This window comes from Parvimonas parva (assembly GCF_045866535.1).
Lineage (GTDB): Bacteria > Bacillota > Clostridia > Tissierellales > Peptoniphilaceae > Parvimonas > Parvimonas parva.
Map to the genome: position 1 here is coordinate 959,973 of NZ_AP038371.1, position 26,409 is coordinate 986,381.

General features: G+C 28.5%; 22 protein-coding genes. 1 reads left to right on the forward strand and 21 read right to left on the reverse strand.

Annotated elements, in window-relative coordinates; all coding sequences use genetic code 11:
• Window positions 1–5: 5 nt before the first annotated feature.
• From groES to ACKTSI_RS04770, 5 genes are all read right to left on the reverse strand, one after another.
• Window positions 6–290 (reverse strand): co-chaperone GroES, encoded by a 285-nt coding sequence (gene groES, locus ACKTSI_RS04750; protein ID WP_004833192.1) that lies wholly within the window; start codon window positions 288–290, stop codon window positions 6–8.
• Between the two features lie 208 nt (window positions 291–498).
• Window positions 499–2,751: a pneumococcal-type histidine triad protein gene (locus ACKTSI_RS04755; protein WP_407862601.1), complete on the reverse strand. Its 2,253-nt coding sequence runs from the start codon at window positions 2,749–2,751 to the stop codon at window positions 499–501.
• A 9-nt stretch (window positions 2,752–2,760) separates the two neighbouring features.
• Window positions 2,761–3,705 (reverse strand): metal ABC transporter solute-binding protein, Zn/Mn family, encoded by a 945-nt coding sequence (locus tag ACKTSI_RS04760; RefSeq protein WP_068471976.1) that lies wholly within the window; start codon window positions 3,703–3,705, stop codon window positions 2,761–2,763.
• A gap of 178 nt (window positions 3,706–3,883) precedes the next feature.
• Complete coding sequence (locus ACKTSI_RS04765; RefSeq protein WP_288868229.1) at window positions 3,884–4,933, reverse strand: ribonucleotide-diphosphate reductase subunit beta; 1,050 nt, start codon at window positions 4,931–4,933, stop codon at window positions 3,884–3,886.
• A gap of 12 nt (window positions 4,934–4,945) precedes the next feature.
• Window positions 4,946–7,471, reverse strand: a complete 2,526-nt coding sequence (locus ACKTSI_RS04770) for a ribonucleoside-diphosphate reductase subunit alpha (protein ID WP_407862602.1) — start codon at window positions 7,469–7,471, stop codon at window positions 4,946–4,948.
• 657 nt (window positions 7,472–8,128) lie between these two features.
• Here ACKTSI_RS04770 and trmB point away from each other — a divergent pair.
• The gene (gene trmB, locus ACKTSI_RS04775) at window positions 8,129–8,764 is read left to right on the forward strand and encodes a tRNA (guanosine(46)-N7)-methyltransferase TrmB (RefSeq protein ID WP_068475251.1); all 636 of its coding nucleotides are present in this window, start codon (window positions 8,129–8,131) and stop codon (window positions 8,762–8,764) included.
• Window positions 8,765–8,831: 67 nt separating this feature from the next.
• On the opposite strand, the gene ACKTSI_RS04780 is transcribed toward trmB, so the two are convergent.
• From ACKTSI_RS04780 to ACKTSI_RS04855, 16 genes are all read right to left on the reverse strand, one after another.
• Window positions 8,832–9,533 (reverse strand): HAD family hydrolase, encoded by a 702-nt coding sequence (locus tag ACKTSI_RS04780; RefSeq protein WP_288868225.1) that lies wholly within the window; start codon window positions 9,531–9,533, stop codon window positions 8,832–8,834.
• Window positions 9,534–9,984: 451 nt separating this feature from the next.
• Window positions 9,985–11,958, reverse strand: coding sequence for a transketolase (gene tkt, locus ACKTSI_RS04785; RefSeq protein ID WP_407863126.1), 1,974 nt, complete (start codon window positions 11,956–11,958; stop codon window positions 9,985–9,987).
• A 205-nt stretch (window positions 11,959–12,163) separates the two neighbouring features.
• Window positions 12,164–13,153, reverse strand: coding sequence for a tryptophan--tRNA ligase (gene trpS, locus ACKTSI_RS04790; RefSeq protein ID WP_311526274.1), 990 nt, complete (start codon window positions 13,151–13,153; stop codon window positions 12,164–12,166).
• A gap of 69 nt (window positions 13,154–13,222) precedes the next feature.
• Complete coding sequence (locus ACKTSI_RS04795) at window positions 13,223–15,331, reverse strand: polyribonucleotide nucleotidyltransferase (protein ID WP_288980024.1); 2,109 nt, start codon at window positions 15,329–15,331, stop codon at window positions 13,223–13,225.
• Window positions 15,332–15,386: 55 nt separating this feature from the next.
• Entirely contained in the window at window positions 15,387–15,653 is a 267-nt protein-coding gene (rpsO, locus tag ACKTSI_RS04800) for a 30S ribosomal protein S15 (protein ID WP_068475239.1), read from the reverse strand.
• Window positions 15,654–15,934: 281 nt separating this feature from the next.
• Window positions 15,935–17,161 carry a peptidase U32 family protein gene (locus ACKTSI_RS04805; protein WP_407862603.1) on the reverse strand — a complete coding sequence of 409 codons (1,227 nt, stop codon included), beginning with the start codon at window positions 17,159–17,161 and terminating at the stop codon, window positions 15,935–15,937.
• A 64-nt stretch (window positions 17,162–17,225) separates the two neighbouring features.
• Window positions 17,226–17,864 carry an O-methyltransferase gene (locus ACKTSI_RS04810; RefSeq protein WP_068475230.1) on the reverse strand — a complete coding sequence of 213 codons (639 nt, stop codon included), beginning with the start codon at window positions 17,862–17,864 and terminating at the stop codon, window positions 17,226–17,228.
• A complete protein-coding gene (locus ACKTSI_RS04815; protein ID WP_068475228.1) occupies window positions 17,864–18,187 on the reverse strand; it encodes a YlbF family regulator in 324 nt (107 codons plus the stop codon). Before ACKTSI_RS04815 ends, ACKTSI_RS04810 begins: the two co-directional genes overlap by 1 nt.
• 8 nt (window positions 18,188–18,195) lie before the next feature.
• On the reverse strand, window positions 18,196–19,866 hold the full coding sequence (locus ACKTSI_RS04820) for a ribonuclease J (protein WP_082713940.1): 1,671 nt from the start codon (window positions 19,864–19,866) through the stop codon (window positions 18,196–18,198).
• Window positions 19,867–19,878: 12 nt separating this feature from the next.
• Window positions 19,879–20,322, reverse strand: a complete 444-nt coding sequence (locus tag ACKTSI_RS04825) for a Fur family transcriptional regulator (RefSeq protein ID WP_068475222.1) — start codon at window positions 20,320–20,322, stop codon at window positions 19,879–19,881.
• 14 nt (window positions 20,323–20,336) lie between these two features.
• Window positions 20,337–20,582 (reverse strand): DUF1292 domain-containing protein, encoded by a 246-nt coding sequence (locus ACKTSI_RS04830; protein ID WP_068475219.1) that lies wholly within the window; start codon window positions 20,580–20,582, stop codon window positions 20,337–20,339.
• Between the two features lie 10 nt (window positions 20,583–20,592).
• The gene (ruvX, locus tag ACKTSI_RS04835; RefSeq protein ID WP_068475216.1) at window positions 20,593–21,018 is read right to left on the reverse strand and encodes a Holliday junction resolvase RuvX; all 426 of its coding nucleotides are present in this window, start codon (window positions 21,016–21,018) and stop codon (window positions 20,593–20,595) included.
• 53 nt (window positions 21,019–21,071) lie between these two features.
• Entirely contained in the window at window positions 21,072–21,323 is a 252-nt protein-coding gene (locus ACKTSI_RS04840) for an IreB family regulatory phosphoprotein (protein WP_068475212.1), read from the reverse strand.
• Window positions 21,324–21,341: 18 nt separating this feature from the next.
• Window positions 21,342–23,948: an alanine--tRNA ligase gene (gene alaS / locus ACKTSI_RS04845; protein ID WP_407862604.1), complete on the reverse strand. Its 2,607-nt coding sequence runs from the start codon at window positions 23,946–23,948 to the stop codon at window positions 21,342–21,344.
• 9 nt (window positions 23,949–23,957) lie between these two features.
• The gene (locus tag ACKTSI_RS04850; protein ID WP_288980425.1) at window positions 23,958–25,160 is read right to left on the reverse strand and encodes an AI-2E family transporter; all 1,203 of its coding nucleotides are present in this window, start codon (window positions 25,158–25,160) and stop codon (window positions 23,958–23,960) included.
• A gap of 9 nt (window positions 25,161–25,169) precedes the next feature.
• Window positions 25,170–26,306 carry a cysteine desulfurase family protein gene (locus ACKTSI_RS04855; protein WP_288980423.1) on the reverse strand — a complete coding sequence of 379 codons (1,137 nt, stop codon included), beginning with the start codon at window positions 26,304–26,306 and terminating at the stop codon, window positions 25,170–25,172.
• Window positions 26,307–26,409 lie beyond the last annotated feature (103 nt).

The following is a 26,409-nucleotide window of genomic DNA, read 5'->3' on the forward strand; positions in this document are numbered from 1 at the left end:
ACCTCCTAATCTTCAACAACTGCTAAAACATCAGCAATTTTTACAACAATATATTCTTTTTTATCAAGTTTAACTTCAGTTCCTGCATATTTAGAGAAAATTATTTTATCTCCAACCTTGATTAAATCTTTTTTATCTTCATCTTTTAAAATTTCATCACCAATTGCCAAAACTTTTGCAACACTTGGCGCCTCTTTTGCAGAAGTAGGAAGAACAATACCAGAGCTTGTCTTTTCTTCTACCTCAACCATTTCTATAACTAATTTATCTCCTATTGGTTTTAATTTCATAATATCCCTCCTATTAAAGTTATTAGCAGTCTATTAACTTGAGTGCTAATTGATTACAAATATATTATACCACATAAAAAACATTTTACAAACATATTTACAAAAAAAGTTTTTAATTAAAAAATTTTATTTAAATGAAACTTATTTATTTACAAAAAAATCACTCAATTAGATTTTACTCTATTTGAGTGATTTTAAATTTAGAAGATTACTTCTTTTTGTTGTCTTTTTCTTTCTTATTTTCGTCTAATTTTGTTGACTTATTAGTATTTAATTTTTCTTTTTTCTTTTCATCAACTTTTTTATCTTCAGACTTATGAATGGTATTTTTATTTTTATCTTCATTTTCTACATCAGAATTTTCATTATCTTTTTTAGCTTTTTTTGGTGCTTCTGGTAGTTTCTTTTTATATCTGATTTTTCCATTTACTTTTTCAAAATCTGCTAAACTAAATTTTAAAGTCTCACCATTTATATAAACATAAGCAATATTTCCAATAACCTGTACATCCAATTTATCTTTTAGATTATAAACTTTCATAAGATATTTTTCTACTTCTTCTCTATCAACAGTTATTTTAGACTCAATTTTTGCATTTGGATTTTCAATTATATATTTTAGAGCAGATACAATTTCTTTTGCAGTACAATCACCATATTGACCAGCTTTTGCATTTTGAATAATTTGTTTTATGGTTATTGCATGATAGTGATTTCCGTGTAACCAATAAAATATTCCTTTTGTAACTCCATTTGAACCATAAACTGGTAATGTTGTATCTAAATCTCCATAATGTCTCATTGCTCTAAGATTATTGTCAAGATATGGGATTACTTTATCTTTTATTTCCGCTTTTACACTTTCGTAAGTAAATAATTCATTTTCATCTACACCAATATCAGAGTGGTCACTTCCTTCTTTGATATATTCTGCATTAGGATAATGACTTCTTGGATTTTCGTGAACAACTGCAACCTCTTTATCTCCAACATATAAATGCCAATGATCTCCATGATCTACGATTCTTGTTACACCTTTTGGCCATTCAAATGGTTTTTCATTTCCATCTCCGTGATTACCTTGATATTCTCCAAATTCAGCATCAGGATAAAGTGATTTTGGATTAGTATATGTGATGCCTTCATTTCCTTTTGAATCGTAAATATGATAATGATCTCCGTGTTTTAAAATCTTTACTATATCATATCTGTCAACAGCATTTTTTCCCAAAACATTTATTATATTTAGATTCTTTCTAGCTTCAAATAATTTTTCACTAGCACTTGGAACATTAGGTTTTTCATTTTCTGTATTATCTTGAGAATCACCATGATTTCCTTGATATTCTCCAACTTCTACATTTGGATATTTTGAAGTAGGATCAGTATAACTGATATACTCTTTACCACTTTCAGTATAAATATGCCAATGATCTCCATGTCTTAAAATCTTTACAACTCTATCTTTTTTCTCTTCAATAATATTATCATGTGAATGGTTATTTGAATCATCTCCGTGATTACCTTGATATTCTCCAAATTCAGCATCAGGATAAAGTGATTTTGGATTAGTATATGTGATGCCTTCATTTCCCTTTGAATCGTAAATATGATAATGATCTCCATGTTTTAAAATCTTTACTATATCATATCTGTCAACAGCATTTTTTCCCAAAACATTTATTATATTTAGATTCTTTCTAGCTTCAAGTAAATTTCCACTAGCACTTGGAACATTAGGTTTTTCATTTTCCGGACTTTCTTGAGAATCACCATGATTTCCTTTATATTCTCCAACTTCTACATTTGGATATTTTGAAGTAGGATCAGTATAACTGATATACTCTTTACCACTTTCAGTATAAATATGCCAATGATCTCCATGTCTTAAAATCTTTACAACTCTATCTTTTTTCTCTTCAATAATATTAGCATGTGAATAGTTGTTTGAACTTCCTCTATTTCTATTAGAACTATGTGAGCCTACATAATTTCCAACAGTAATATTAGGAAACATACTAGATGGATTTTCATAAGTTAAATATTCATTCCCATCAGCAGTATAAACATGCCAGTGATCCCCATGTTTTAATATTGATGTTACATTTAATCCTCTTAATTTACTCTTTGAAACAACACTAACAAGAGAAAGTGAATTTCCATCTCCCAATTTTGAAGGGTCTGTATAAGTAATATGTTCTTTACCGTCTTTAGTAAACACATGCCAGTGGTCTCCGTGTTTATATGACCTAACTATATCACTCTTTTTTATTTCCGCATCAATTAAAACTTCTGTTGTCTCATCCTTTTTATAATTTGTTTCTTTTTCTACAAACTCAAAATTTTTTGTAGAACTTTTTTCATTTTCTTCCTGTTTTTTTGAACAGCTTGTAAGTAGAATTGCACTACAAACTAAAATCAAATTCATTCTATTTATTTTATTCTTTAAATTTTTACTCATAATATCTCCCTATTCATTAAATGATTTAACTAACGCTTCTAAATTTAATTCCATTAATTTTAAATAGCCCATTTTAATTTCTTCGTCAGTTAAATTTTCCATAGTATATAAAGTTGAAGTTTTTGTGTTAGTATTTTTTGCAAGAGTTTCAGCAACCTTTGGAGTTGCTTTTCCTTCAAAAAATATAGTATTTATATTATGTGCTTTAACAAATTCGGCAATTTTTTGAAGTTGTTTTGCTGAAGGTTCATTTTCAGGAGAAATACCTGTAACTGCAACTTGCTTTAATCCATAATCATTGGCAAGATAATTAAAAGCAGCATGACTTACAACAAAATATTTTTCCTTATCTTTAACTTTTGCAAGCTCTGTTTCAAATTTTTTATCTAAAGCTCTAAATTCATCTTGTGCTTTTTTTAAATTTTCTTTATAATATGCTTCATTTTCTGGATCTATAGAAGAAACTTTTTTATAAATAGTATCAAGTTGAATAATTGCATTTTTTATACTAAGCCAAGTATGTGGATTTACCATTTCATGTTTGTCTGAAAGTCCATCTCCATTATCTAAAAGAGTTAGTCCTTGAGACATATTCAAAAACTTATTTTTATCATTAACAACTGATTCCAAATCTGGAATAAAACTTTCCATATTTGCTCCATTATAAATTATTAAATCAGCCTCTAAAATATCTTTCATATCATTTGTTTTTATTTCAAATGAGTGAGGCTCCTGATTTCCTTTTATAATTGTTTTTATCTCCATTTTATCTCCAACAATACTATTTGTTAAATAAGTTACCGGAAAAAATGTAGTATAAATAACTTTTTTTCTGCCTTTTTGTTCAGTAGTTGCTATTTCTTTTGTTTTGTCATTCTTACTTGAAGAACAACCTACTAAAAAAATACATGCAACAATAATCATTGAAATAATTTTTTTAAATTTAATATTCATAATAATCCCCCTTTAAAAAATTTTAATGCAAATAATTCCTATTTGTGTTAATATTATACTACTATTAATTTTATTTTTCAATAGTTAAACTAAATTTAATATAAATTTTTTCAATAAAAAAACTAACTAATTGAAAAAAAGTTAGTTTTTAATTTATTTTTATATTTAATTTTGTTTTTTATAGATCATCTAAATCGTCATCTATTATGCTTGACTTTGAATATGCTGATGGTTTTGCCTCAAAGAAATCTGTTTTTATTGCATTAGGGTCTGAATACTCACTAACCCACTTCATACTTTCCGGTTCTTCATCATATCCGTCATAAAGTTTACCAAAGTTTAAAGCTGTACTTCTAAGATTTCCAAGATATTTTATATAATCTTCAACCATTTGCATTGTAAGTCCCGGTATATTTTCACCTAAAACATATTGTCCCCAAGCAATTTCTTGCTCAACGCCTGTTTTAATCATCTCTTTATACACAGCAACTTTTTCTTCTGTAAAAAGTTCAGGCTCTTCGTTTTGTAATTCTAAAATCATTTTTTTGAATAACCAAAGATGCGTATTTTCATCTCTATTTATATATCTGATTTCTTGTACTGAGCCTGGCATTTTACCATTTCTTCCTAAATTGTAGAAGAACATAAAACCTGAATAAAAATAAACTCCCTCTAAGATATAGTTTGCAACCATAGTTTTTACTAAGCTATATGGGTCTTTTTTTTCTTGGAATTCGTTGTATAAATCACCAATAAATTTATTTCTTGCAAGAAGATGCTTATCATCTCTCCATTGATATAAAATATTTATTCTCTCTTCAGGAGAACAAATACTATCTAACATATAGCCATAGCTTTGTGAATGCACAGCCTCTTGATACGCTTGAATTGTAAGGCAAAGATTAATTTCATTTGCAGTAATATATTCCCCAATGTATGGAAGATTAGCAGTTTGAATACTATCTAAAAATATAAGAAAACTTAAAACTTTATCAAAAGCAGTTTTTTCATATTCGTCCATTACCTTGTAATCTTTTAAATCTTGAAATAAATTAATTTCTTCAGGAATCCAAAAGTTATTCATCGCATTACGATACCATTCAGTTGTCCAAGTGTATTTTACATTATTAAAATCATTTAAGTTTGTAGTATTTCCATTTATCATTTTTCTTTTTGATAATTCAATATCTCCATTTTCATTAAAAAGAGCTTTTTTATTTAATTTCATAATCTTTCCTTTCTAAGCTGAACAGCTATCACATTCTTCAATATCTAAACTTTTACTTCTTATATAATAAATACTTTTCAATCCAACTTCACAAGATAAAATCAAAAGTTTTAAAATTTGACTCATCTTATAATCAGTTGTAATGTAAAGATTCAAACTTTGTCCTTGGTCAATATGTCTTTGTCTAACTCCACCCGCTCTTATAGACCAAGTTTGGTCAACTTCGTGAGCATTTTCATAAAGCCAAAAAGTTTCAGGAGTTAAATCCGGTGCAACTCTTGGAATAATTGAACCTTTCTTTTCTTCAAGAAAATATCTCATCATAACAGGGTCAACACCTGCAGTAGTTCCTGCAATAATCGAAGTTGAGCCTGTTGGTGCAACTGCTAAAAGATATGCATTTCTAAGACCGTTTTTTGAAACTTTTTCTTTAAGCTCAAGCCATTTTTTAGAATTGTACTCTCTTTTTTCAAAATATTTTCCATTTTCCCAATCTGAACCTTCAAAATATTTGTAACTTCCCTTTTCTTCTGCAATTTTTGAACTTTCCTTAATTGCAAAATAATTTATCTTTTCATAAACTTTATCCATAAATTCCAAATGTTCATCAGTTTGCCACATAATTTTATTTTTAACAAGAGCATGATGATAACCACTTGTTCCAAGTCCGATTGCTCTGTATTTTGAATTTGTTATCTTAGCAAAAGGTGTTGGATAGTAATTTAAGTCAATTACATTATCCAAAGCTCTTACCATTGTCGAAACGACAAATTCCATTTCATCATCATTTTTCAAATCTATATTTCCAAGAACAAGACTTGCAAGATTACAAACAACAAAATCTCCTGCCTTTACATCAGTAACAACATGTTCTTCTCCATCTATTTGCATAATCTTTTCTTCACTATCTAAAATCTCACTCATATTCTGCATAATTTCAGTACAAAGATTTGAAGAGTAAATCATTCCTTTATGTGAATTTGGATTTGTATTATTCGCATTATCTCTATTAAATATAAAAGGAGTTCCCGTTTCAACCTGACTTTTTAGAATCAACTTAACTAAATCTTTAACGCTTAAAACCCTCTTATCAAGTCTCGGCTCTTTAATGCAAAGTTTATATTTTTCTTCCCATTCTTCTCCATAAAAATCTTCTAAACAAAATCCCATTACTTCCTTTACTTCATGAGGACAGAATAAATACCAATTAGAATTTATATTTTCCTTTGCTAAACGCCAAAATAGATTTGGAAAACAAATTGCAGGAAAAACATCATGTGCTTTCATTCTATCATCGCCGTTATTTGTTCTAAGATTTAAAAATTCAGGAACATCTCTATGCCAAACATCTAAATACACAGCACAAGAACCTTGTCTAACACCAAGTTGGTCAACAGCAACAGCTGTATCATTTGCAAGTTTTATCCACCTTATAACTCCACCTGCAACACCTTTAAAGCCACGAATATCTGAACCTGTTGCACGAACCTTGCCAAAATAAAGTCCCATTCCACCACCATGTTTAGAAACTTGTGCAAAATTATCAATACTTCTGTAAATTCCCTTTAGAGTGTCAGGAACAGTATCTATGAAACAAGAAGAAAGTTGATGAAACGGCTTTCTTGCATTCGACATCGTAGGAGTTGCAACAGTTGCCTTTAAATTGCTAAGTACATCATAAACTTTTTTAGCAAAAGAAACCCTATCTTTTTCAGGAATAGCAAGATGCATTGCAATTCCCATAAACATTTCTTGCATTGTTTCAATTACCTTTTTATGTGAATCGCATATTAAATATCTTTTATAAACTAAATCTAAAGATGAATAAGTAAATAGTTCATCTCTTGAATTATCCATATATTTTTCAAGTTCATCAATATCATCATTAGAGTAATTTTCCAGAATATATGCCCCATATAAATTAAGTTTAGTTAAAACTTTTATCTTTGATTTAAAGTCAACAATATGCAATTCCTTTTCGTAATTAGAAATTCCTTTATGAATCTTATAAGCATAAATTCTCGCAGAAATGTACTCCCAATTTGGATTTTCTTTTGAAGTTAATTCAGAAGATGCCTTTATCAAAAGCTCAACCTTTTCATTCAAAGTTGAATTAGGCTTAACAAAAGATAAAAATTTTCTAAATAACCTATCAAGTTCATAACCTTCAGTTGAAAAATCTTTTTGAATTTTCGCAAAAATTTCAATTAAATTCTCATCTTCAATATATTCTCTAAAAGAATTTAATTCCTTTCTCAAAGAATTTCTCTTTTCTCTATATAAAATGTAACTTTTCAAAGTATCATAATGATTATTTTTAGTTAAAGTCTTTTCAACATAATCTTGAACTTCTTCAACACTTATACTTACATTTTCTCCCTTGTCTTTCAAAATATTTTCAAAAACTTCATTCGCTAAATTTTTTGAAAGAATTTTTTTATCTTCATCACCAACGCTAACAAATGCCTTGTAAATTGCATTCTCAATCTTTGAAATATCAAATGATACCTCAGATAAATCCCTCTTTATAATCTTCAAATAAATCACCTCCGGTAATTTATACCCAATACAAAACAAAATATATATAGAATAAAATTTTTATTTTAAACTATATATAGTATATTTATTTATTTTTATTTAAAAATTTCTACTTAAACAAAAATAAAACTACTAGTAGTTTAAAAAATTTTTGATTAAATAAAAAATGTGATATAATAAATATAGTTTTGTGTTTTTACAAAAATATATTTATTTCATCATATTTACCATTAAAAAATTATCTAAAACGAAAATATGTTATAATAAATATAGTTTTGTGTTTTTTACAAAAATATATTTATTTCATCATATTTACCATTAAAAAAATTATCTAAAATGAAAATATGTTATAATAAATATAGTTTTGTGTTTTTTACAAAAATATATTTATTTCATCATATTTACCATTAAAAAATTATCTAAAACGAAAATATGTTATAATAAATATAGTTTTGTGTTTTTTACAAAAATATATTTATTTCATCATATTTACCATTAAAAAATTATCTAAAACGAAAATATGTTATAATAAATATAGTTTTGTGTTTTTTACAAAAATATATTTATTTCATCATATTTACCATTAAAAAATTATCTAAAATGAAAATATGATATAATAATATGTAAGAATAAAAATTTTTTATGAAAGGAAAATTAATGAGACTTAGAAAAAAATGGTGGGCAGTTCCCGAAATGAAAGAAAATGAGCAAGTAATATTTGATGCTCAAAACTTAAAAGGAAAATGGAATGAAGAATTTAAAAATAATAATCCGATAAACCTTGAACTAGGCTGTGGAAAAGGAAAATTCATTAGCGAAATTGCAGAAAGAAACAAAGATATAAATTACTGCATATTAGACCTAGACACAAATGCAATCGTATATGCAACAAGAAAAATAAGAGATTTGGAACTATTAAATGTTCGTGCAATCCCTACAAACATAGAAAAAATTGACGAATTTTTTAACGAAAAATCTATCTCAAGAATTTACATAAACTTCTGCAACCCTTGGCCAAAGAAAAGACATCACAAAAGAAGATTAACACACCCAAACTTTTTAAAAAAATACAGTAACTTACTCGTAGATGAAGGCGAAATACATTTCAAAACAGATGACGATGACCTTTTCGAGGCAAGCCTAGAATATTTTAACGAAAACGGATTCGAAGTAATATTAATAACTTACGACCTAGCAAACTTCGACTACCCACAAAACATAGAAACGGAATACGAAAACAAATTCAAAACACTAGGAATAAACATAAAATTCCTAATAGCAAAAAAGAAATAATTATAAAAACAAACAAAAAGACAGCAATTCATATAATTGTTGTCTTTTTAATTTATACATATTTATATTATAAAGTTTTTAATTTTTCAATTAAATCTTTAAAACTTCCTTTTTCACAATTTACTTTACAATCAGGATAAGTATAAAGATAATCCGTTACTAAATAACAATTCATCCCAGCACTACTAGCTGCAAATATATCTTGCTTTTCATCATTTCCAATCATCAAGCAATCCTTAGGTTCAACATCCAGTTTTTCACATAAATCTAAATAATATTTGGGATTCGGCTTGGAAAAAGAACTATTGCCATAATGAGTAACATAATCGAAGTCATCAATATCAAGTCCTGTCCATTTCAATCTAACTAACGCATCTATAGGAAAAACCGGATTAGTAGCAAGAACAACTTTTCTTCCGTTCTTCTTTGCAAGTTCAACGGCAACTTTTGCCAAACTATTTTCAGCTGAACACTTTTTTAACTTAGTAAAAAACTCATTTGCATAAAACTTTTTCAATACTTCTTTAACATCAGATAATTCAATATTTATATTACTATTAAGCTTATCCCAAAAGGCCTCTTCATTAGTTCTCTTTCCATCATTTTTAATTATTTCATGAGTTGCAGTCCAAATATTTTCAACAAGCTTCTTACTATCAATATTATAAACAGAAAATACTTTTGACAATTCCTCAAAATAAATATCAACAAATAATTCCTCATCTAAAGGAAGCAAAGTTCCATCCAAATCAAAAAATATAGCTTTCATTTCCCCTCCAAATATATTACCAATTACATCAAAAATTATATAAAAAGTAATATTAAATCAAAATTTTAAGTATTTTAAAGAATAAATATATTATACCCTATTTTTTTACAAATTCATAGTGTAAAATATTATGTGTAAACTAAAAATTGTTGTGATACAATTGATGTGAGACCAAAAATAACAACAAATAAAATTAAATTTATTATATGTTTTAATTTTTTATCTTTCTTAGATATAAATACGAAAAATATATTTTCTAAAATTATACTCAGATATAAGATAATTATTGCACAAAAGATATTTATAAAAAATAATATAGCACTAAAATCGTTAAAACAAAATGGAATATTCCATAGTTTTTTAAAACTTTTTCAACATTTTTCATTTTATTTTTTATTTTACACAAAAAATAGCGAAGTTTTTCTTCGCTATTTTTACAATTTTTTATAAATTAGAATAATTCTTTTTTAATTTTTTCATAGACTGCATCAACTGTAAATCCAAATTTTTCAAATAATAAATTTGCAGGTGCTGATGCCCCGAATGTATCAAGTCCGATTGAAAGTCCGTCTAGTCCAATGTATTTTCCCCAACCAAATGTTGAAAGCGCCTCAATGCTAACTCTTTTTCTAATATCTTTTGGTAATACATTTTCTTTATATTCTTTACTTTGTTTTTCAAATTCTTCCATACAAGGCATTGAAACAAGTCTTGTTGAAATATTTTCTTCAAGAAGTTTTTCACAAACTTTATATGCCAATCCAACTTCTGAGCCTGATGCCATTACAATCATTTCAAAATCTTTTCCAAAATCTTTTAATACATATCCACCTTTTAGAGCCTCGCTTGAAGTTTCTTCAAGATTAGTTAGTTTTTGTCTTGTTAATGCTAAACAGCTTGGTATCTTTCTATTTTTTAAAGCTGAAATCCAAGCATAAGCAGTTTCTTTTGCATCACAAGGTCTATACATTGAAACATTTGGTGTTGACCTAAACATAGCTAAATGTTCGATTGGTTCGTGAGTTGGACCATCTTCCCCAACTCCGATACTGTCGTGAGTTAAAACGTATATAACACCTTGATTCATAAGTGCAGAAAGTCTTACTGCAGGTTTTAAATAATCACTGAAAACAAAGAATGTTGCACAATATGGTAAAAGTCCTCCATGTAGTGAAATACCATTACAGATTGCAGCCATTGCGTGTTCCCTAACTCCAAAGTGAATATTTTTTCCACTTCTGTTTTCAGGTGAATAGAAATCAAAATCTTTCATAACTGATTTATTTGAAGGACCTAAGTCTGCTGAACCACCAAAAAGATTTGGAAGTAATTTAGCAAATCTATTTAAAACAAGTCCACTTGATTCTCTTGATGCCATATCTTTATCAAATTCAAGAATTGAGCTATCATTTAAAATTTCTTCGTCAATTTCTTCTTTCATAAATTTTTCAAATAAATCATATTTTTCAGGATATTTTACTTTATATTCTTCAAGAAGTTTTTCCCATTCATCAACAAAAGTATTTTTCTTTGTCACAACTTCTTTCATATAGCTTTTAACTTCTTTTGGAACATAGAAACTTTCTTCATATTCCCAACCTATATTTTTCTTAAAAGTAGGAATATTATCTTCACCTAAAGGTTCCCCATGTGCTGATGCACTTCCTTCTTTAGTTGAGCCATATCCAATTCTTGTTTTTATTTCAATCAATGAAGGTTTATCAGTTTTCTTCGCACTTTCTATTGCTTTTAAAATTTCTTCAAGATTGTTACCATCCTCAACAAAATAAGTATCCCAACCTAACGCCTCATATCTTCCTCTAACATTTTCTCCAAAAGCAGTTGCGGTATCTCCCTCAATAGTTATATTGTTGCTATCGTATAAAACAATAAGTTTACCAAGTTTCAAAGTTCCTGCTAAAGAAGATGCCTCATTACTGATTCCTTCCATAAGACAACCATCGCCTACGATTGAATATGTATAGTGGTCAACAACTTTACAATCATCAGTATTAAAAATTGATGCTAAATGACTTTCAGCCATAGCCATACCAACAGCCATAGAAACGCCTTGTCCAAGCGGTCCAGTAGTTGCGTCTATTCCTAAAGTATGACCATACTCAGGGTGTCCCGGAGTTAAGCTATCAATTTGTCTAAAGTTTTTTATATCTTCAATACTAACACCGTAATCAAATAAATGAAGTAATGAATACAAAAGCATAGAACCATGTCCTGCTGACAAAATAAATCTATCTCTATCAAACCAATTTGGGTTTTTAGGAGAAATTTTTAAACAATCATTAAATAAAGTAAAAGCCATCGGTGATGCGCCAAGTGGAAGTCCAGGGTGTCCTGACTTAGCCTTTTGAATCGCATCTGCGCTTAGTGTTCTCATAGTATTAACACATAAATTTTTAATTTCCATATCTTCCATATCATTCCCTCACTTAAATATATTATTTCAAAATAAAAATCTAACAGCTTAATTATATCAATAAATCAAAATTTTTTCAATTAGAAAAAATTAATTTTTGCACTTGATTTGACAAATTATCGCACAAAAAAAGTTGACAAGTTTCGCTCATCAACCTTAATTGCTGAATTAAAATTTATATAATCTTAAATTAGTTTTATCTTGGTAAAAATCCAACTTTTTTATAAACTTTTCTAAGTGTTTTATTTGCAAAGTAAGATGCCTTTTCAGCTCCTTCTTTCATAACTTTTTCAAGATATGCTTTGTCTGAAATAAATTCTTTATGTTTTTCTCTTATCGGTTTTAAACTATCTGCAACTAATTGTCCTAAATCTTCCTTAAATACTGAGTAGTTTTCATTTTTATATTTTGAAACAATTTCATCACTTGTTTTTCCACTAAAAGCAATATACATATTTATTAAGTTTTTCAAGCCTTTTTGTTCATCATTATAGTCAAAATTTCCAAGACTGTCTGTTACAGATTTTCTGATTTTTCTCTTTATTGTTTCTTCATCATCAAGTAACAAAATAAAAGAATTTTGGTCTTCATCAGATTTACTCATCTTCTTTTCAGGATTTTTTAAACTCATAATTTTCCCTGTTTCTTTTCCAATTATTCCATCAGGAACTACAAAAGTATCAGAATACTTATTGTTAAACCTTTCAGCTAAATCTCTTGCAAGTTCTAAATGTTGTTTTTGGTCGATTCCAACCGGAACTAAATCTGTTTGATATAATAAAATATCTGCTGCCATTAAAACAGGATAAGTAAATAGTCCGGCGTTTAAATTTTCTTCAGATTTTTGAGATTTTTCTTTAAATTGAGTCATTCTGCTAAGTTGTCCCATATAACTCATACAGCTTAAAACCCAAGAAAGCTCAGCATGTTGTGGTACATGCGATTGTACAAATAAAGTAGATTTTTCAGGTTCTAAACCTGATGCTAAAAATATAGCCATTAAGTCCAATGTTCTCTCTCTAAGTAATTTTGGCTCTTGTGGAACTGTTATAGCATGTAAATCAGCAACTGTAAAAAAACATTCGTATTGCTCTTGCAATCCTTTGAAATTTTTAATAGAGCCTAAATAGTTTCCAATTGTAAGTTGTCCTGAGGGTTGTAATGCACTATAAACTATCTTTCCCATCTTCTTATCCTCCTCTTTTAAAATATTAACAAAAAAGGTAAATTTTTAAGATTTACCTTTTAATAGTATTTATTTTTCTTCTTTTTCTTTTTTAGGTTTTTCAAGTAATGCTTTTCTTGATAATTTAATCTTTCCTTGATTATCTATTTCTATTACTTTAACTTCAACTGTATCTCCAACTTTAAATAAGTTTTCTACCTTATCAAGTCTTTCATGAGTCATATTTGAAATGTGAAGTAATCCTTCTTTTCCTTTGATTAATTCAACAAATGCTCCAAAGTTTGTAATTGTAGTAATTACACCATTGTAAATTTCTCCAACTTCAACTTCTTTAACAATTTCATTAATCATTTCTTTAGCTCTTTCGCCGTTTTCTCTTGAATCAGCAGTAATTGCAATACGTCCGTCATCAAAAGTATCAATCTTAACACCTGTTTCATCGATAATCTTGTTAATTACTTTTCCACCAGGTCCAATTACTTCTCTAATCTTTTCTGGTAAAATTTGCATTGTAAATATCTTTGGTGCATATTTTGACATTTCTTCACTTGGAGTTGCAATACAATCATTCATAATAGAAAGAATGTGTAATCTAGCTTTTTTAGCTTTTTCTAAAGCAGTTGCCAAAATTTCTCTACTAATTCCGTCAATCTTAATATCCATTTGTAAAGCTGTAATACCATCTTTAGTTCCTGCAACTTTAAAGTCCATATCTCCAAAGTGGTCTTCCAAACCTTGAATATCAGTTAAAATAGCAATTTTTTTAGTTTCTTCATCTTTTATAAGACCCATAGCAATACCTGCAACAGAATCTTTAATTGGAACACCTGCATCTAGTAATGAAAGTGTTGAGCCACAAATACTTGCTTGTGAACTTGAACCGTTTGATGAAAGAACTTCTGAAACTAATCTCATTGTGTATGGGAATTCATCTTCACTTGGAAGAACAGGAATCAATGCTCTTTCAGCTAAAGCACCATGACCGATTTCACGTCTTCCAGGACTTCTTAAAGGTCTAACATCTCCAACACTGAATGGTGGAAAATTGTATTGATGCATATATCTCTTGTCTTCTTCGTCAATAACTCCATCTAAAATTTGAACTTCTCCAGGAGCACCCAAAGTTGTTAAAGTTAAAACTTGAGTTTGACCTCTTGTAAACAATCCTGAACCATGAGTTCTAGGTAAAAGGCCTCTTTCACAAGAAATTTTTCTAACTTCATCAAGTTGTCTATCATCAGGTCTAATTCCCTCTTCTATGATTAATCTTCTAACTTCATCAACAACAACAGATTCTATAGCAGAATTAATTTCACCTTTTTTATCTTCATGATCAGGTAAGAACTTTTCTAAAATTTCTTTTGAAATCTTATCAAGATTTTCTTCTCTTTCCATTTTATTAGCTGTTCTTAAAGCGCTAATAATATCAGCCTTTCCATATTCAACAACAGCGTTAAATAATTCTTCATCTCTTTCTTTAATTATAACAGGAGCTTTTTCTTTACCAACTTCTGCTCTAATTTCTTCTATGAAATTACAAATTGATTTTATTTCTTCATGTGCAAAAAGAATAGCATTTAAAACTTCTTCTTCACTTAAAATATCAGCACCAGCCTCAACCATCATAATAGCATCTTTAGTACCTGATACAGTTATATTAAGTCTTGATTTTTCTCTTTGTGCGATAGTTGGGTTTATAATATATTCTCCATCAACATAACCGACATTAACAGAACCTGTTGGTCCATTAAAAGGAATATCTGAAATTGTAAGTGCAATAGAAGAACCAATCATAGCTAATATATCAGGTTGATTATCTTGCTCAACAGATAAAGCTGTAGCTATAACTTGAACATCATTTCTATATCCTTCAGGGAAAAGTGGACGAAGTGGTCTATCTATAAGTCTTGAAGTCAATATCGCTTTTTCACTTGGACGACCTTCTCTTTTAATAAATCCTCCAGGAATTTTACCAACAGAATATAATTTTTCTTCAAAATCACAACTTAAAGGAAAAAAGTCAACACCTTCTCTTGGCTCTTTAGATGCACAAGCATTTACTAAAACAACAGTTTCTCCACATTGAACTAAACAAGAACCATTGGCTTGCTCTGCAACTTTTCCTATTACAACTTTAAGTTCTCTACCACTTAAATTGTATATAAATTCTCTAACCATTTAAACCTCCTATGGTCTTCTAAAAATAAAGAGCGAATAAATCGCCCTTTAATAATTATCCTCTTATTTGTAATTTACTAGTTAATTCACGGTATCTTTCGATATCAACGTTATTAAGATATTTTAAAAGACCTTTTCTTTGTCCGATTAATTTGAATAAACCTCTTCTTGTAGCGTGGTCTTTCTTATGTTCTTTTAAGTGTTCTGTTAAGTATTTAATTCTAAATGTTAACAAAGCAATTTGTACTTCTGGAGAACCAGTATCTCCTTCAGCTCTCTTAAATTCATCAATAATTCTTAATTTATCTTCTTTAGTTATCATCTTATAACTACCTCCTAAATATTATTCACCGTAGCATTGTAAAGGTCGGAGTTTCCATAAACAAAGCAACGGTACTTGATAAGTATAACATAAAACGCAACAAAAGTAAACTATTTTTAAAAAATTTTACCGGTTATCATCAATTTTTTATGATAAATTATAAAAATATGGAGCATCATATTCTTTCCATTTAGGTCTTTTACTTGAATATTCTATATCATACAATCTTTTTAAATCAGCTTTTTGAATGTTCTTTAATTTAACCATAAATCTCCAAAGTATTAATCTTCTAATTTTTTTCTCATTATATCCCAAGGCTTTACTTCAAATGGCAATGGCATTTTTATAATTTGTTTTGCTCTTGGTGCAACATCAATTTCTTTGTCCTTATCATCATACATTTTTTCTATTTTAAAAGTTTCAAAACCATCTCTTGGACCAAAAAATTCAACTTCATCTCCAACAAAAATTCTATTTCTTTGTTCTATTGTTGCAATTTTTGTTTCCTTATCATAATCTAAAACTAAGCCGACAAAATCATAAGTCCTTATGTATGAGCTTGAATTATAAAGTTGGTCGTTTTCATCAGGTTTTTTATAATAAAATCCTTTTGTAAAATCTCTATGGCTCGCTTTTTTTATTTCAGCTAAAAGCCTGCTTGCCATTTCTTCTGTATAAGTTCCATTTTCTATTGCATCAAGTGCAAGTCTATAACTTCTTATAACCGTTGCAACATAGTATTGAGTCTTTACTCTTCCTTCAATTTTCAAACTATGAACTCCGGCTTTAATTACATCTTCAAGTGAATCCAACATACAAAGGTCTTTACTGTTATATATAAAAGTTCCTTGCTCCGTTTCTTCTATCGGATAATATTCTCCCGGTCTTCTTTCTTCAACCAAATTATATTTCCATCTACAAGCATGAGCACAATCTCCCTTGTTCGCATCTCTACCACACATATAGTTACTTAATAGACATCTTCCAGAATATGAAATACACATAGCCCCATGAACAAATGCCTCAATGTCAACATCAGGTACTTCCTTATGAATTAAACTGATTTCTTCTAAAGATAACTCTCTTGCCATTACAATTCTTTTAATTCCTAAATCATGCCAAAATTTTACAGTTCTATAATTTGTTACACTTGCTTGAGTACTCATATGTACTTCAATTTCTTTACTTACCGAACGAACAGCAGTATAAATTCCTGCATCTGCAACGATAAGTGCGTCAACTCCTATATCAACTAACACTTTAACATATTCTTCAAGACCTATCAAATCGTCATTATGAGGAATTATATTCATTGTTATGTATATTTTCTTTCCTCTTTCATGAACAAAATCAGTAGCCTCTTTTAGTTGTTCAACTGTAAAATTTTTAGATGCTTTTCTAAGACCAAAAGATTCTCCGGCAAGATAAACTGCATCTGCTCCATAAATAATTGCCATTTTTAATTTTTCTATATCCCCCGCGGGGGCTAGTAATTCAACATCTTTCATCAATCAATTCTCCTTTAACTATTAAATAGGAATCCAATAAACTGGATTCCTATTAAGATTTAAACTATTTTTTATAACATATAGCCATACCGTCATCTATCGGTACTATCGTAGTTGAAAATTCTTCACTATTAGTAATAATTTTTAAAAATTCTTTCAATCTTCTAACTATTGTATTTTTTCTTCTAACATTATTTTTTTCTTTGGCTACAAGTCCTCTAAACAAAATATTATCAGAAACCAATATTCCACCGGAATTTAATCTTTCAATAGACTTTTCAAAAAAACTTATATATTGACCTTTTGCTGCGTCCATAAAAATCATATCATATTTATCTGTGATGAAATCTAAAGCATCATTAGCATCAGCATATATTGTATCTATATTTTTTTCAAGGCCTGCTTTTTTTATAAACTCCTTAGCCTTTAAAAAGTTTTTTTCATCTATTTCAATAGTCGTTATATTAGACTCTGGATAAGCTCTATTCATAATTATAGATGAATAACCTATTGCCGTTCCAATTTCTAAAATTCTTTTTGGCTTTTTTAACATAACCAAAAATTCTAAAAATCTGGCAACTTCAACCTCTATAATAGGAACTCTATTTTCAAGAGCAAATTCTTCCATTTCGATTAAAATCGGCTCTTTACTCTTTTCTAATCCTCTAATATATTCAGAAACATAATTTGCAACAACTTCCATTATCCTGCGATTGTTTCCTCTAACATTTTTACAATATCATTCATTATAGTTGAAATTCTAACTTCTGCTGCCATAAATTCTGATATTTCTGAATTACTCATTAAGATTTGATTTAAATCATTAAGTTGTTTTTCTCTTTCAGCAACATCTTCTCCATTTTGTTTAGCAACTTGATAGTCATATAATTTCTTGTGAAAATCATCTATAATTTTTTTATTTTCAACATTTTCATCAATTTTTTTCTTTAATCTTATAAATTCTTTAACTTCATCACAATTTTTAAAATCATTTGAAAAAGTTAAAATACTATTATAAATATTCATACTACCTCCTAAAGTTCTGTAATTATAGGAATAATCATCGGTCCTCTCTTAATCTCATGATAAATATAAGAATTCAAATCTTTTCTTATATTATATCTCATAGTACCAATGTCTGTAATAGAATCTTCCTTACAAATATTTAAAGTATTTTCAACAACTTTACTCATTTCAGATACAAGGTTTAAGTTTTCTTTAACGTAAATGAATCCTCTTGAAACAATTTCAGGACCTGAAATAATTTCTTTAGTAGATTTTTCAAGCACAACCATAACAATGATAATGCCATCTTCAGATAAATGCTTTCTATCTCTAAGAACTGCACTTCCGACATCACCAACGCCAAGGCCGTCAACTAAAATGTTTCCTGATTCAACAGTACCGGAAATAAATGCCTCTTGTTTATCATTAAACTCAAAGACAGTTCCGTTTCTTCCTATAAAAATATTTTCTTCAGGCATACCCATTTCAACAGCTAATTTAGCATGTCTTTTCAAATGTCTTGACTCACCATGAACCGGAATAAAGTATTTTGGTTTTACTAAAGTATGAATCAACTTTAATTCTTCTTGACAAGCATGACCTGAAACATGAACATCTGCAAGTGATGAATGTATAACCTTAACACCCATTTCAACAAGACGATTTACAAGACCGAAAAATATTTTTTCATTTCCCGGTATCGGAGATGCTGAAATAATGACTGTATCATTTTCAGTCAAGACAAGCTTTCTATGTTCACCATAAGCCATTCTATTCAATGCACTCATAGGTTCCCCTTGGCTACCTGTCATCAAAAGCACAATTTGTGATTCATCATATTTATTAATATCCTTTAATTCAATTAAAGTTCCTTTTTCTATTTCCAATTTATTAAGCTCTGTCGCAACCTTAATTACATTTACCATAGAACGACCTGAAACGGCAACTTTTCTTTTAAATCTTTCAGCTGCTTTTATAATTTGTTGAACACGATGCAAATTAGATGCAAAAGTTGCAACTATTATTCTACCACTAGCTTTGCTGAAAAGTTCAATAAAAGTTTCTCCAACCGAACTTTCACTCATTGTATATCCGGGTCTTTCAACATTTGTACTATCTGCACATAAAAGCATAACCCCGTCCATACCCCATTGAGCAATACGATGTAAATCCATCTTATCCCCGTCAATAGGTGTATAGTCGATTTTAAAATCTCCTGTAAAAATTATGTTTCCAACAGGAGTTTTAATTCCAAAACTTACACTATCAGGAATACTATGACAAGCTCTTATATACTCAACCGAAAAATGTTTGGTTTTTATAATTTCTCCAGCATTTACAAGTTTTAAATTTTCTTTACTGATATTATGTTCTTGTAATTTACTTTCAACAAGTCCTAAAGTTAATTTAGTTCCATAAACAGGCACATTTATTTTTTTCATTATATATGGTACAGAACCAATATGGTCCTCATGTCCGTGTGTCAAAAAAAGTCCTTTTACCCTATCAATATTTTTCATTAAATAGGTAATATCCGGGATTACAATATCTATTCCGGGCATATCATCATCCGGAAAAGTCATACCACAATCCAAGATAATAATTTCATCGTCATATTCCAAAATAGACATATTTTTCCCTATTTCACCAACGCCTCCTAAGGGTATCAGCTTTAAAGTTTTCTTTTTATTTTTTTGCACTACAATTATCCTCTATTTATTTTCAAGATTTAAACAATCTGAACACTTTCCATAGAATTTTAAATCGTGGTTATTTATTTTAAATTTATATTTTTCTTCGATAACTTGTTCTAAAGTTTCAAGGTAATCCTCCTCAACTTCAATTATCTTTCCACATTGTTTACATAGTAAATGATGGTGTTGATGCTTGTCATCATCTCTTATGATTTCATATCTGTATCTATTATCATCGAAGTCCAATTTGTGAACTATATTCATCTTATCAAAAATAACAAGTGTACGATAAACAGTAGCTATACCTAAATCTTTATCATATTTACTGGCTATCTCATGTAGTTCTTCTGGACTTAAATGATTACCTTTGTTTTCATTTAAAACATTAAAAACAATTTCTCTTTGCTTAGTAATCTTATAGTTATTTTCTACTAATAACTTTTTCATTTCTTTTACTTCCATACTAATTCTCCTTTTTATAAATTTTCTTCTTTTTCTGACTTTAATTCTTCATAAACCTCTATTGCATCTGAAAGCTCTTCGTCGTCTATACCTTCCAGATTAATATTTCCATCTTTATCATATACAATTTTCAAAATATATGTATTAATATCATCTTTTGAATTTAAAACTGCATATTCACTTTCATTCATACCAAAAGTTTCAACTAATTCAAAAATGATTTTTTTTCCATTTTCATCAAATGCCTCAAAACGTTCCAAAATATAACTCCTATTTTCTATCTAAATATGATTGTAAAATATATGTAGCAGCAACTTTATCAATTACTTTTTTTCTATTTTTTCTACTCATATTTCCTTCTATTAAAATTCTTTCTGCACTAACTGTTGTAAGTCTTTCATCTTGCATAACTATTTCTATTTCAAAGTTGTTATCTTTTAAAAATATCTTCAAATCTTCCACAAAAGATAAAACTTTTTCTCCTTGAGGTCCAACAGTATTATTCATATTTTTAGGAAGTCCAACAACAATTTTAATTATACTTTCCTTTACAATTATATCCTTTAAAATCTCTAAATCTTTTTCAAGATTTTCTCTAAAAATCGTACTATGCCCACTAGCCATAATAAACAAAGGGTCACTTATTGCAACACCTATTGTCCTATCGCCAACATCTAGAGCCATATATCTATTCATAAATACCTCTTAAATTTGCAATAAGACCCCCGGCAAAAATTGCCGGGAAGTCCTTAATCTTTTATATAACTTTCTAAAAATTCTTCTAGGATTTCATCTCTGCTAACTTGTCTAATTAATCCTCTAGCATTATTATAGCTAGTAATATAAGTTGGGTCACCGGAAAGAATATATCCTATGATTTGACTTTTAGGATTATATCCCTTAGTTTCAAGTGCCAAATACACTACTTTAATAATTTCCTTAATACTTTTCTTTTCACTTGGTATCTCAATTCTCATTGTTTCGTTAAATTCGTTTGACATATAATCCCCTCCTATTTATTAAAATTGAGCTTTTAAAATTTCTTCTGCTTGTTCTAAAGCAAAATCAACTTTACTTAAGTCTTTACCACCGGCTGATGCAATATCAGGTCTTCCACCACCATTACCACCAACAAGTTTCGCAACTTCTTTAACAATATTTCCTGCATTTATTTTTCTTGCATTCAAATCTTTACTTACTCCAACTGTAAAAGTTAATTTTTCTTGATATACATTAGCAAATACTATTACACTTGTACCCAATTTATCTCTTAATTTATCAATTAAATCTCTTAAATCATTTTGATTTTCAAATTCTACCTTTTTAGCAATAAAAGAAATCCCTTCAATATCTTTTTTATCAGCTATAAATGAATCTAAACTACTCAAAGTCATTTGAGATTTCATTTCTTTTAATTCTTTTTCTAAAGTTTTTATTTCTTCTGTTAAAGATGAAACTTTATTAACAAGTTCTGATTTTTTACATTTCAATAAGTTTGAAACTTCTTCAACTTGGTTTTCAGTTTTCTTTAAATATTCATAAACATTTCTTCCTGTTGTAGCCTCTATTCTTCTAACTCCGGCAGCAACACTTGATTCTGAAATTATTTTAAACATTTGAATTTCACTAACATTTTTAACATGAGTTCCACCACAAAGTTCTATTGACCAACCACCAAAAGAAACTACTCTTACAACATCTTTATATTTGTCTTCAAAAAGTCCTATTGCTCCCATTTTTGAAGATTCTTCCAAAGACATTTCTTTTATAACTGTTTCAAGATTTAATGCAATTTTATCATTTACAATTTGTTCAACCTTTTTCAAATCTTCTTGACTTATAGCCTCAAAATGTGTAATATCAAATCTTAATTTAGTCGCATCTACCAAAGACCCTGCTTGATTAATATGATTTCCTAAAACTTCAATCAAAGCTTGGTGTAAAAGATGAGTTGCAGAGTGATTTTTCATAATATCACGTCTGTTGTTTATATCTATTTTAAAAGTCAATTCATCATTTAAATTAACTTTTCCTGAAATAACTTCAACACTATGGAAAATACCGTTGTTTTTATTTTTCTTAGTATCTAAAACTTTAATTTTACAATTTTCATTTTCTATGATACCAATATCTCCAACTTGTCCTCCACCTTCACCATAGAAAACAGTTCTATCAGATACTAAAAGTGCTTTATCTCCTTCATTTAAAGCTGAAACTTCTACTTCGTCTTTAAATAATTTTATAACTTTTCCATTACATACATTTTCAGTATATCCTAAAAATTCAGTTGTTTCTAAAGCTTTTAAGTAATCAGTATTTTTTTCACTCCAACCGGCTGAGACATTATTTCTACCTTCTCTTGCTCTAACTTTTTGTTCTTGCATATTTTGATTAAAGGAATCTTCATCAACAGTCATTTTTTGTTCTTCTAAGATTTCTTTTGTTAAATCTAATGGGAATCCATAAGTATCATATAATTTGAATGCTTTATCTCCTGCTAAAACTTTAGAATTATTTGCTTTTTCTTCTTCAATATATGAATTTAAAATTCCGAGTCCTTGTTCTATTGTTTCTTGGAATTTTGATTCTTCTGCATTTAATATCTTAAAAATTCTTTCACTATCTTCTAATAACTCAGGATATTCTGACTTGTATGCCTCCATAACAACTTTTGAAACATCGATTAAGAAATTATCTTTAATTCCTAATAATTTTCCGTGTCTTGCAGCACGTCTTATAAGTCTTCTTAACACATATCCTCTTTGTTCATTGCTTGGAATTACTCCGTCATAAATCAAGAAAGTCATAGCTCTTGCATGGTCAGCAATTACTCTTATTGAAATATCTGAAATTTCATTTGATTTATATTTAACACCTGAAATCTCTTCAATTTTTTTAATTATTGTATCAACTAAACCAATTTCAAAAATATTATCTTTTTCTTCTAAAACTAAAGTAAGTCTTTCAAGACCCATACCTGTATCAATATTTGGGTGAGCTAATCTTTCATAATTTCCTTCTTTGTCTTTATTAAATTGAGTGAAAACTAAATTCCAAATTTCCATAAATCTGTCGTCCGGATTAGTATATTTTTTCCCTCTATCATACATAATTTCAGAACAAGGACCACAAGGACCAACTTCTAATTCCCAAAAATTATCTTCTTTACCAAGTTTTTGAATTTTTTCAGCTGGAAGACCAACTTCATTTCTCCAAATATCATAAGCCTCATCATCTTCTTCATAAACTGTTACAGATAATAAATTTTTATCCATTTCAAGCTTTTCTGTTAAAAATTCCCAAGCCCAAGTTATTGCCTCTCTTTTAAAATAATCTCCAAAAGAGAAATTTCCTAACATTTCAAAAAAAGTTCCATGTCTTTGAGTTTTTCCAACATTGTCAATATCTGCAGTTCTAATACATTTTTGACTTGAAGTAGCTCTGCTTTTGCTCATCTTCTTAACTCCGGTAAAATAATCTTTTAATGGAGCCATACCTGCATTTATAAGTAATAAACTCTTATCATTGTTTGGAATCAAAGGATAGCTCTTTAAACGCAAATGTCCTTTTTCTTCAAAAAAATCTAAATATTCTTTTCTAATTTCATTTAATCCTAATTTTTTCATATATACCTCTTAATTTTCAAATTTATCTTTATACAAATATTTTTTAATGTATGGTTTTGTATGTTTGTAAATTATCTTTACAACGGCAGCTATTGGAACAGAGAAAATCATACCTAAAACTCCAAACATTCCACCACCTAAAATTAATAATATCAAAACTATCAACGGGTGCATACCTGTACTATCTCCAAGTATCTTAGGTCCCAAAATATTATTTTCAACCCATTGAACCAAGCAGAACAAAATAGCAACCCAAAGGGCTGTAAAAGGCCCTTTAAACAAAGCGAGTAACACTGCTGGAACGAAACCTAAAAACGGTCCGATATATGGAATAATATCAGCTATACAAGTTATAATTCCAATTACAAACGAAAACTCTATTCCGAAAAGCATTAAGTAAATCATAGTAGCAATACCAACAAATATTGCCATTATAATTCTACCTCTAACGAACATAGATAAAGATTCATCTATTTCTTTCCAAAGTTTTACTAAAAAATGCTCATATTTATCCGGAACTCTTTTTCCTATCGCATCTAAAATTTTATCTTTTGCTAATAATAAATAGAATGTTATTACCGGAATCAAAATAAGTTGAATTACAATAACTATTAAGCTTGAAATTCCTGCAACAAATCCTGTAATCCAATTAATTGAACTGGAAACCAACATATTTACAACTTTTAAAAGTTGTCCATTTAATCCACTTATCCAGTTATTTATAACAGAATTATCTGTAAACAAACTATTTTTAATACTATCACTATATTCAACAAAATTCTTTACCAAAGCCGGTAAGGACGTAAACAAGTTTTTAAATTGTTTAAATGTACTTGGAAAAATTCCAATTGCCAACACAAAAATGCATGTAGCAATTATTACATAAACAATTACTATCGAATAAACTTTTTTTATATTTTTTCTTTCAAAAACTTTTACAAAAGGATTCAAAATATAAGCAATAACAACAGATGCTAAAAAAGTAATAGAAGTTATCCTTAAAATTGAATATCTTTTAAACAAAAATATCATACCAAGCAAAGCCAATATGTATAATATTATTCTTAACATTTTTAATTTATTAAAACTTATTTTACTATCTTCATCTAATTTTTTATTAGAAAATTTAATGAATACATAAATACCAAAAACTAATAAAACAGCCACTAAAAACTTTATAGTTATATTTAAAATCAAATTAAAATCTAACATATTCACCCCTTAATTAAACAATTCCTTCAAAGATGAAATAAAAATATCTATCTCTTCAAATGTGTTACTTTCCCCAAAACTAACTCTAACTGCACTATCCTTTAATGAATCAAGCAATTTCATAGAATCTAAAACATGTGAGTTTCCAACAGAACCGCTACTACAAGCTGAACCACTGGAAATACAAATTCCCTTAAAATCCATACTCATAATTAACATTTCTTTATCCATACCCACAAAAGAAATATTTACATTACCGGAATGTCTATTTTCAAGTGAACCATTTATTTTTGCAAAATCAAAATTTTCTTTAACTTTTTTCAAAAAATAGTCTCTTAACTCCAATCGCTTAGAAACATTAACTCCCCTATTTTTTCTTAAAATATCTATTGCTTTTGAAAATCCTACAATACCAGCAACATTTTCCGTTCCTGCACGTCTTGAGCGTTCTTGAGAACCTCCAAAAATAAAATTCTCTATATCTATTCCCGACTTTATATACAAAGCTCCAATTCCTTTTGGTGCATGAATCTTATGGCCTGAAATAGAAAGCAAATCTACATTCAAATCCTTTACATCAATTTCAATTTCAGATAAGGCCTGAACTGCATCAGTATGAAATAAAATATTAGGATTTTTTTCTTTAACCATTCTACAAATTTCTTTTATATCTTGAATAGTTCCAACTTCATTATTTATATACATTACAGAAACTAAAATCGTATCATCTCTTATAGCATCAACAACATCATTTACATATATAAAACCCAATTCATTAGGACTAATATAAGTAACTTCAAAGCCCATTTTTTCTAAAAATTTTGCACTTTCCAAGACAGCTGAATGTTCAAAAGCTGTCGTAACTATATGTCCACTCTTTTTACCTTTAAATAAAGTTGCACCGACAAGAGCCCAATTATCAGATTCAGTACCCCCTGAAGTAAAAAATAATTCATTTTTATTAGCATTTATGTAACTGGCAATATTTTCTCTTGACTTTTCAATCATAACCCTAGACTTTTGTGAAAATTCATAAACAGAAGAAGGATTAGAATAATTTAAAAGCAAAAATTCTTTCATAGAATTAAAAACTTCTTCGTTTAAACTTGTAGTCGCAGAATTATCAAAATAAATAATATTATTCATATACACAAATCTCCATCTTTAAAATAAAATATACTATTATAATTATACTCTAATATCCCACAAAATACAAGAAAATAAAACAAAAAATAAAGTTAGAACAAAC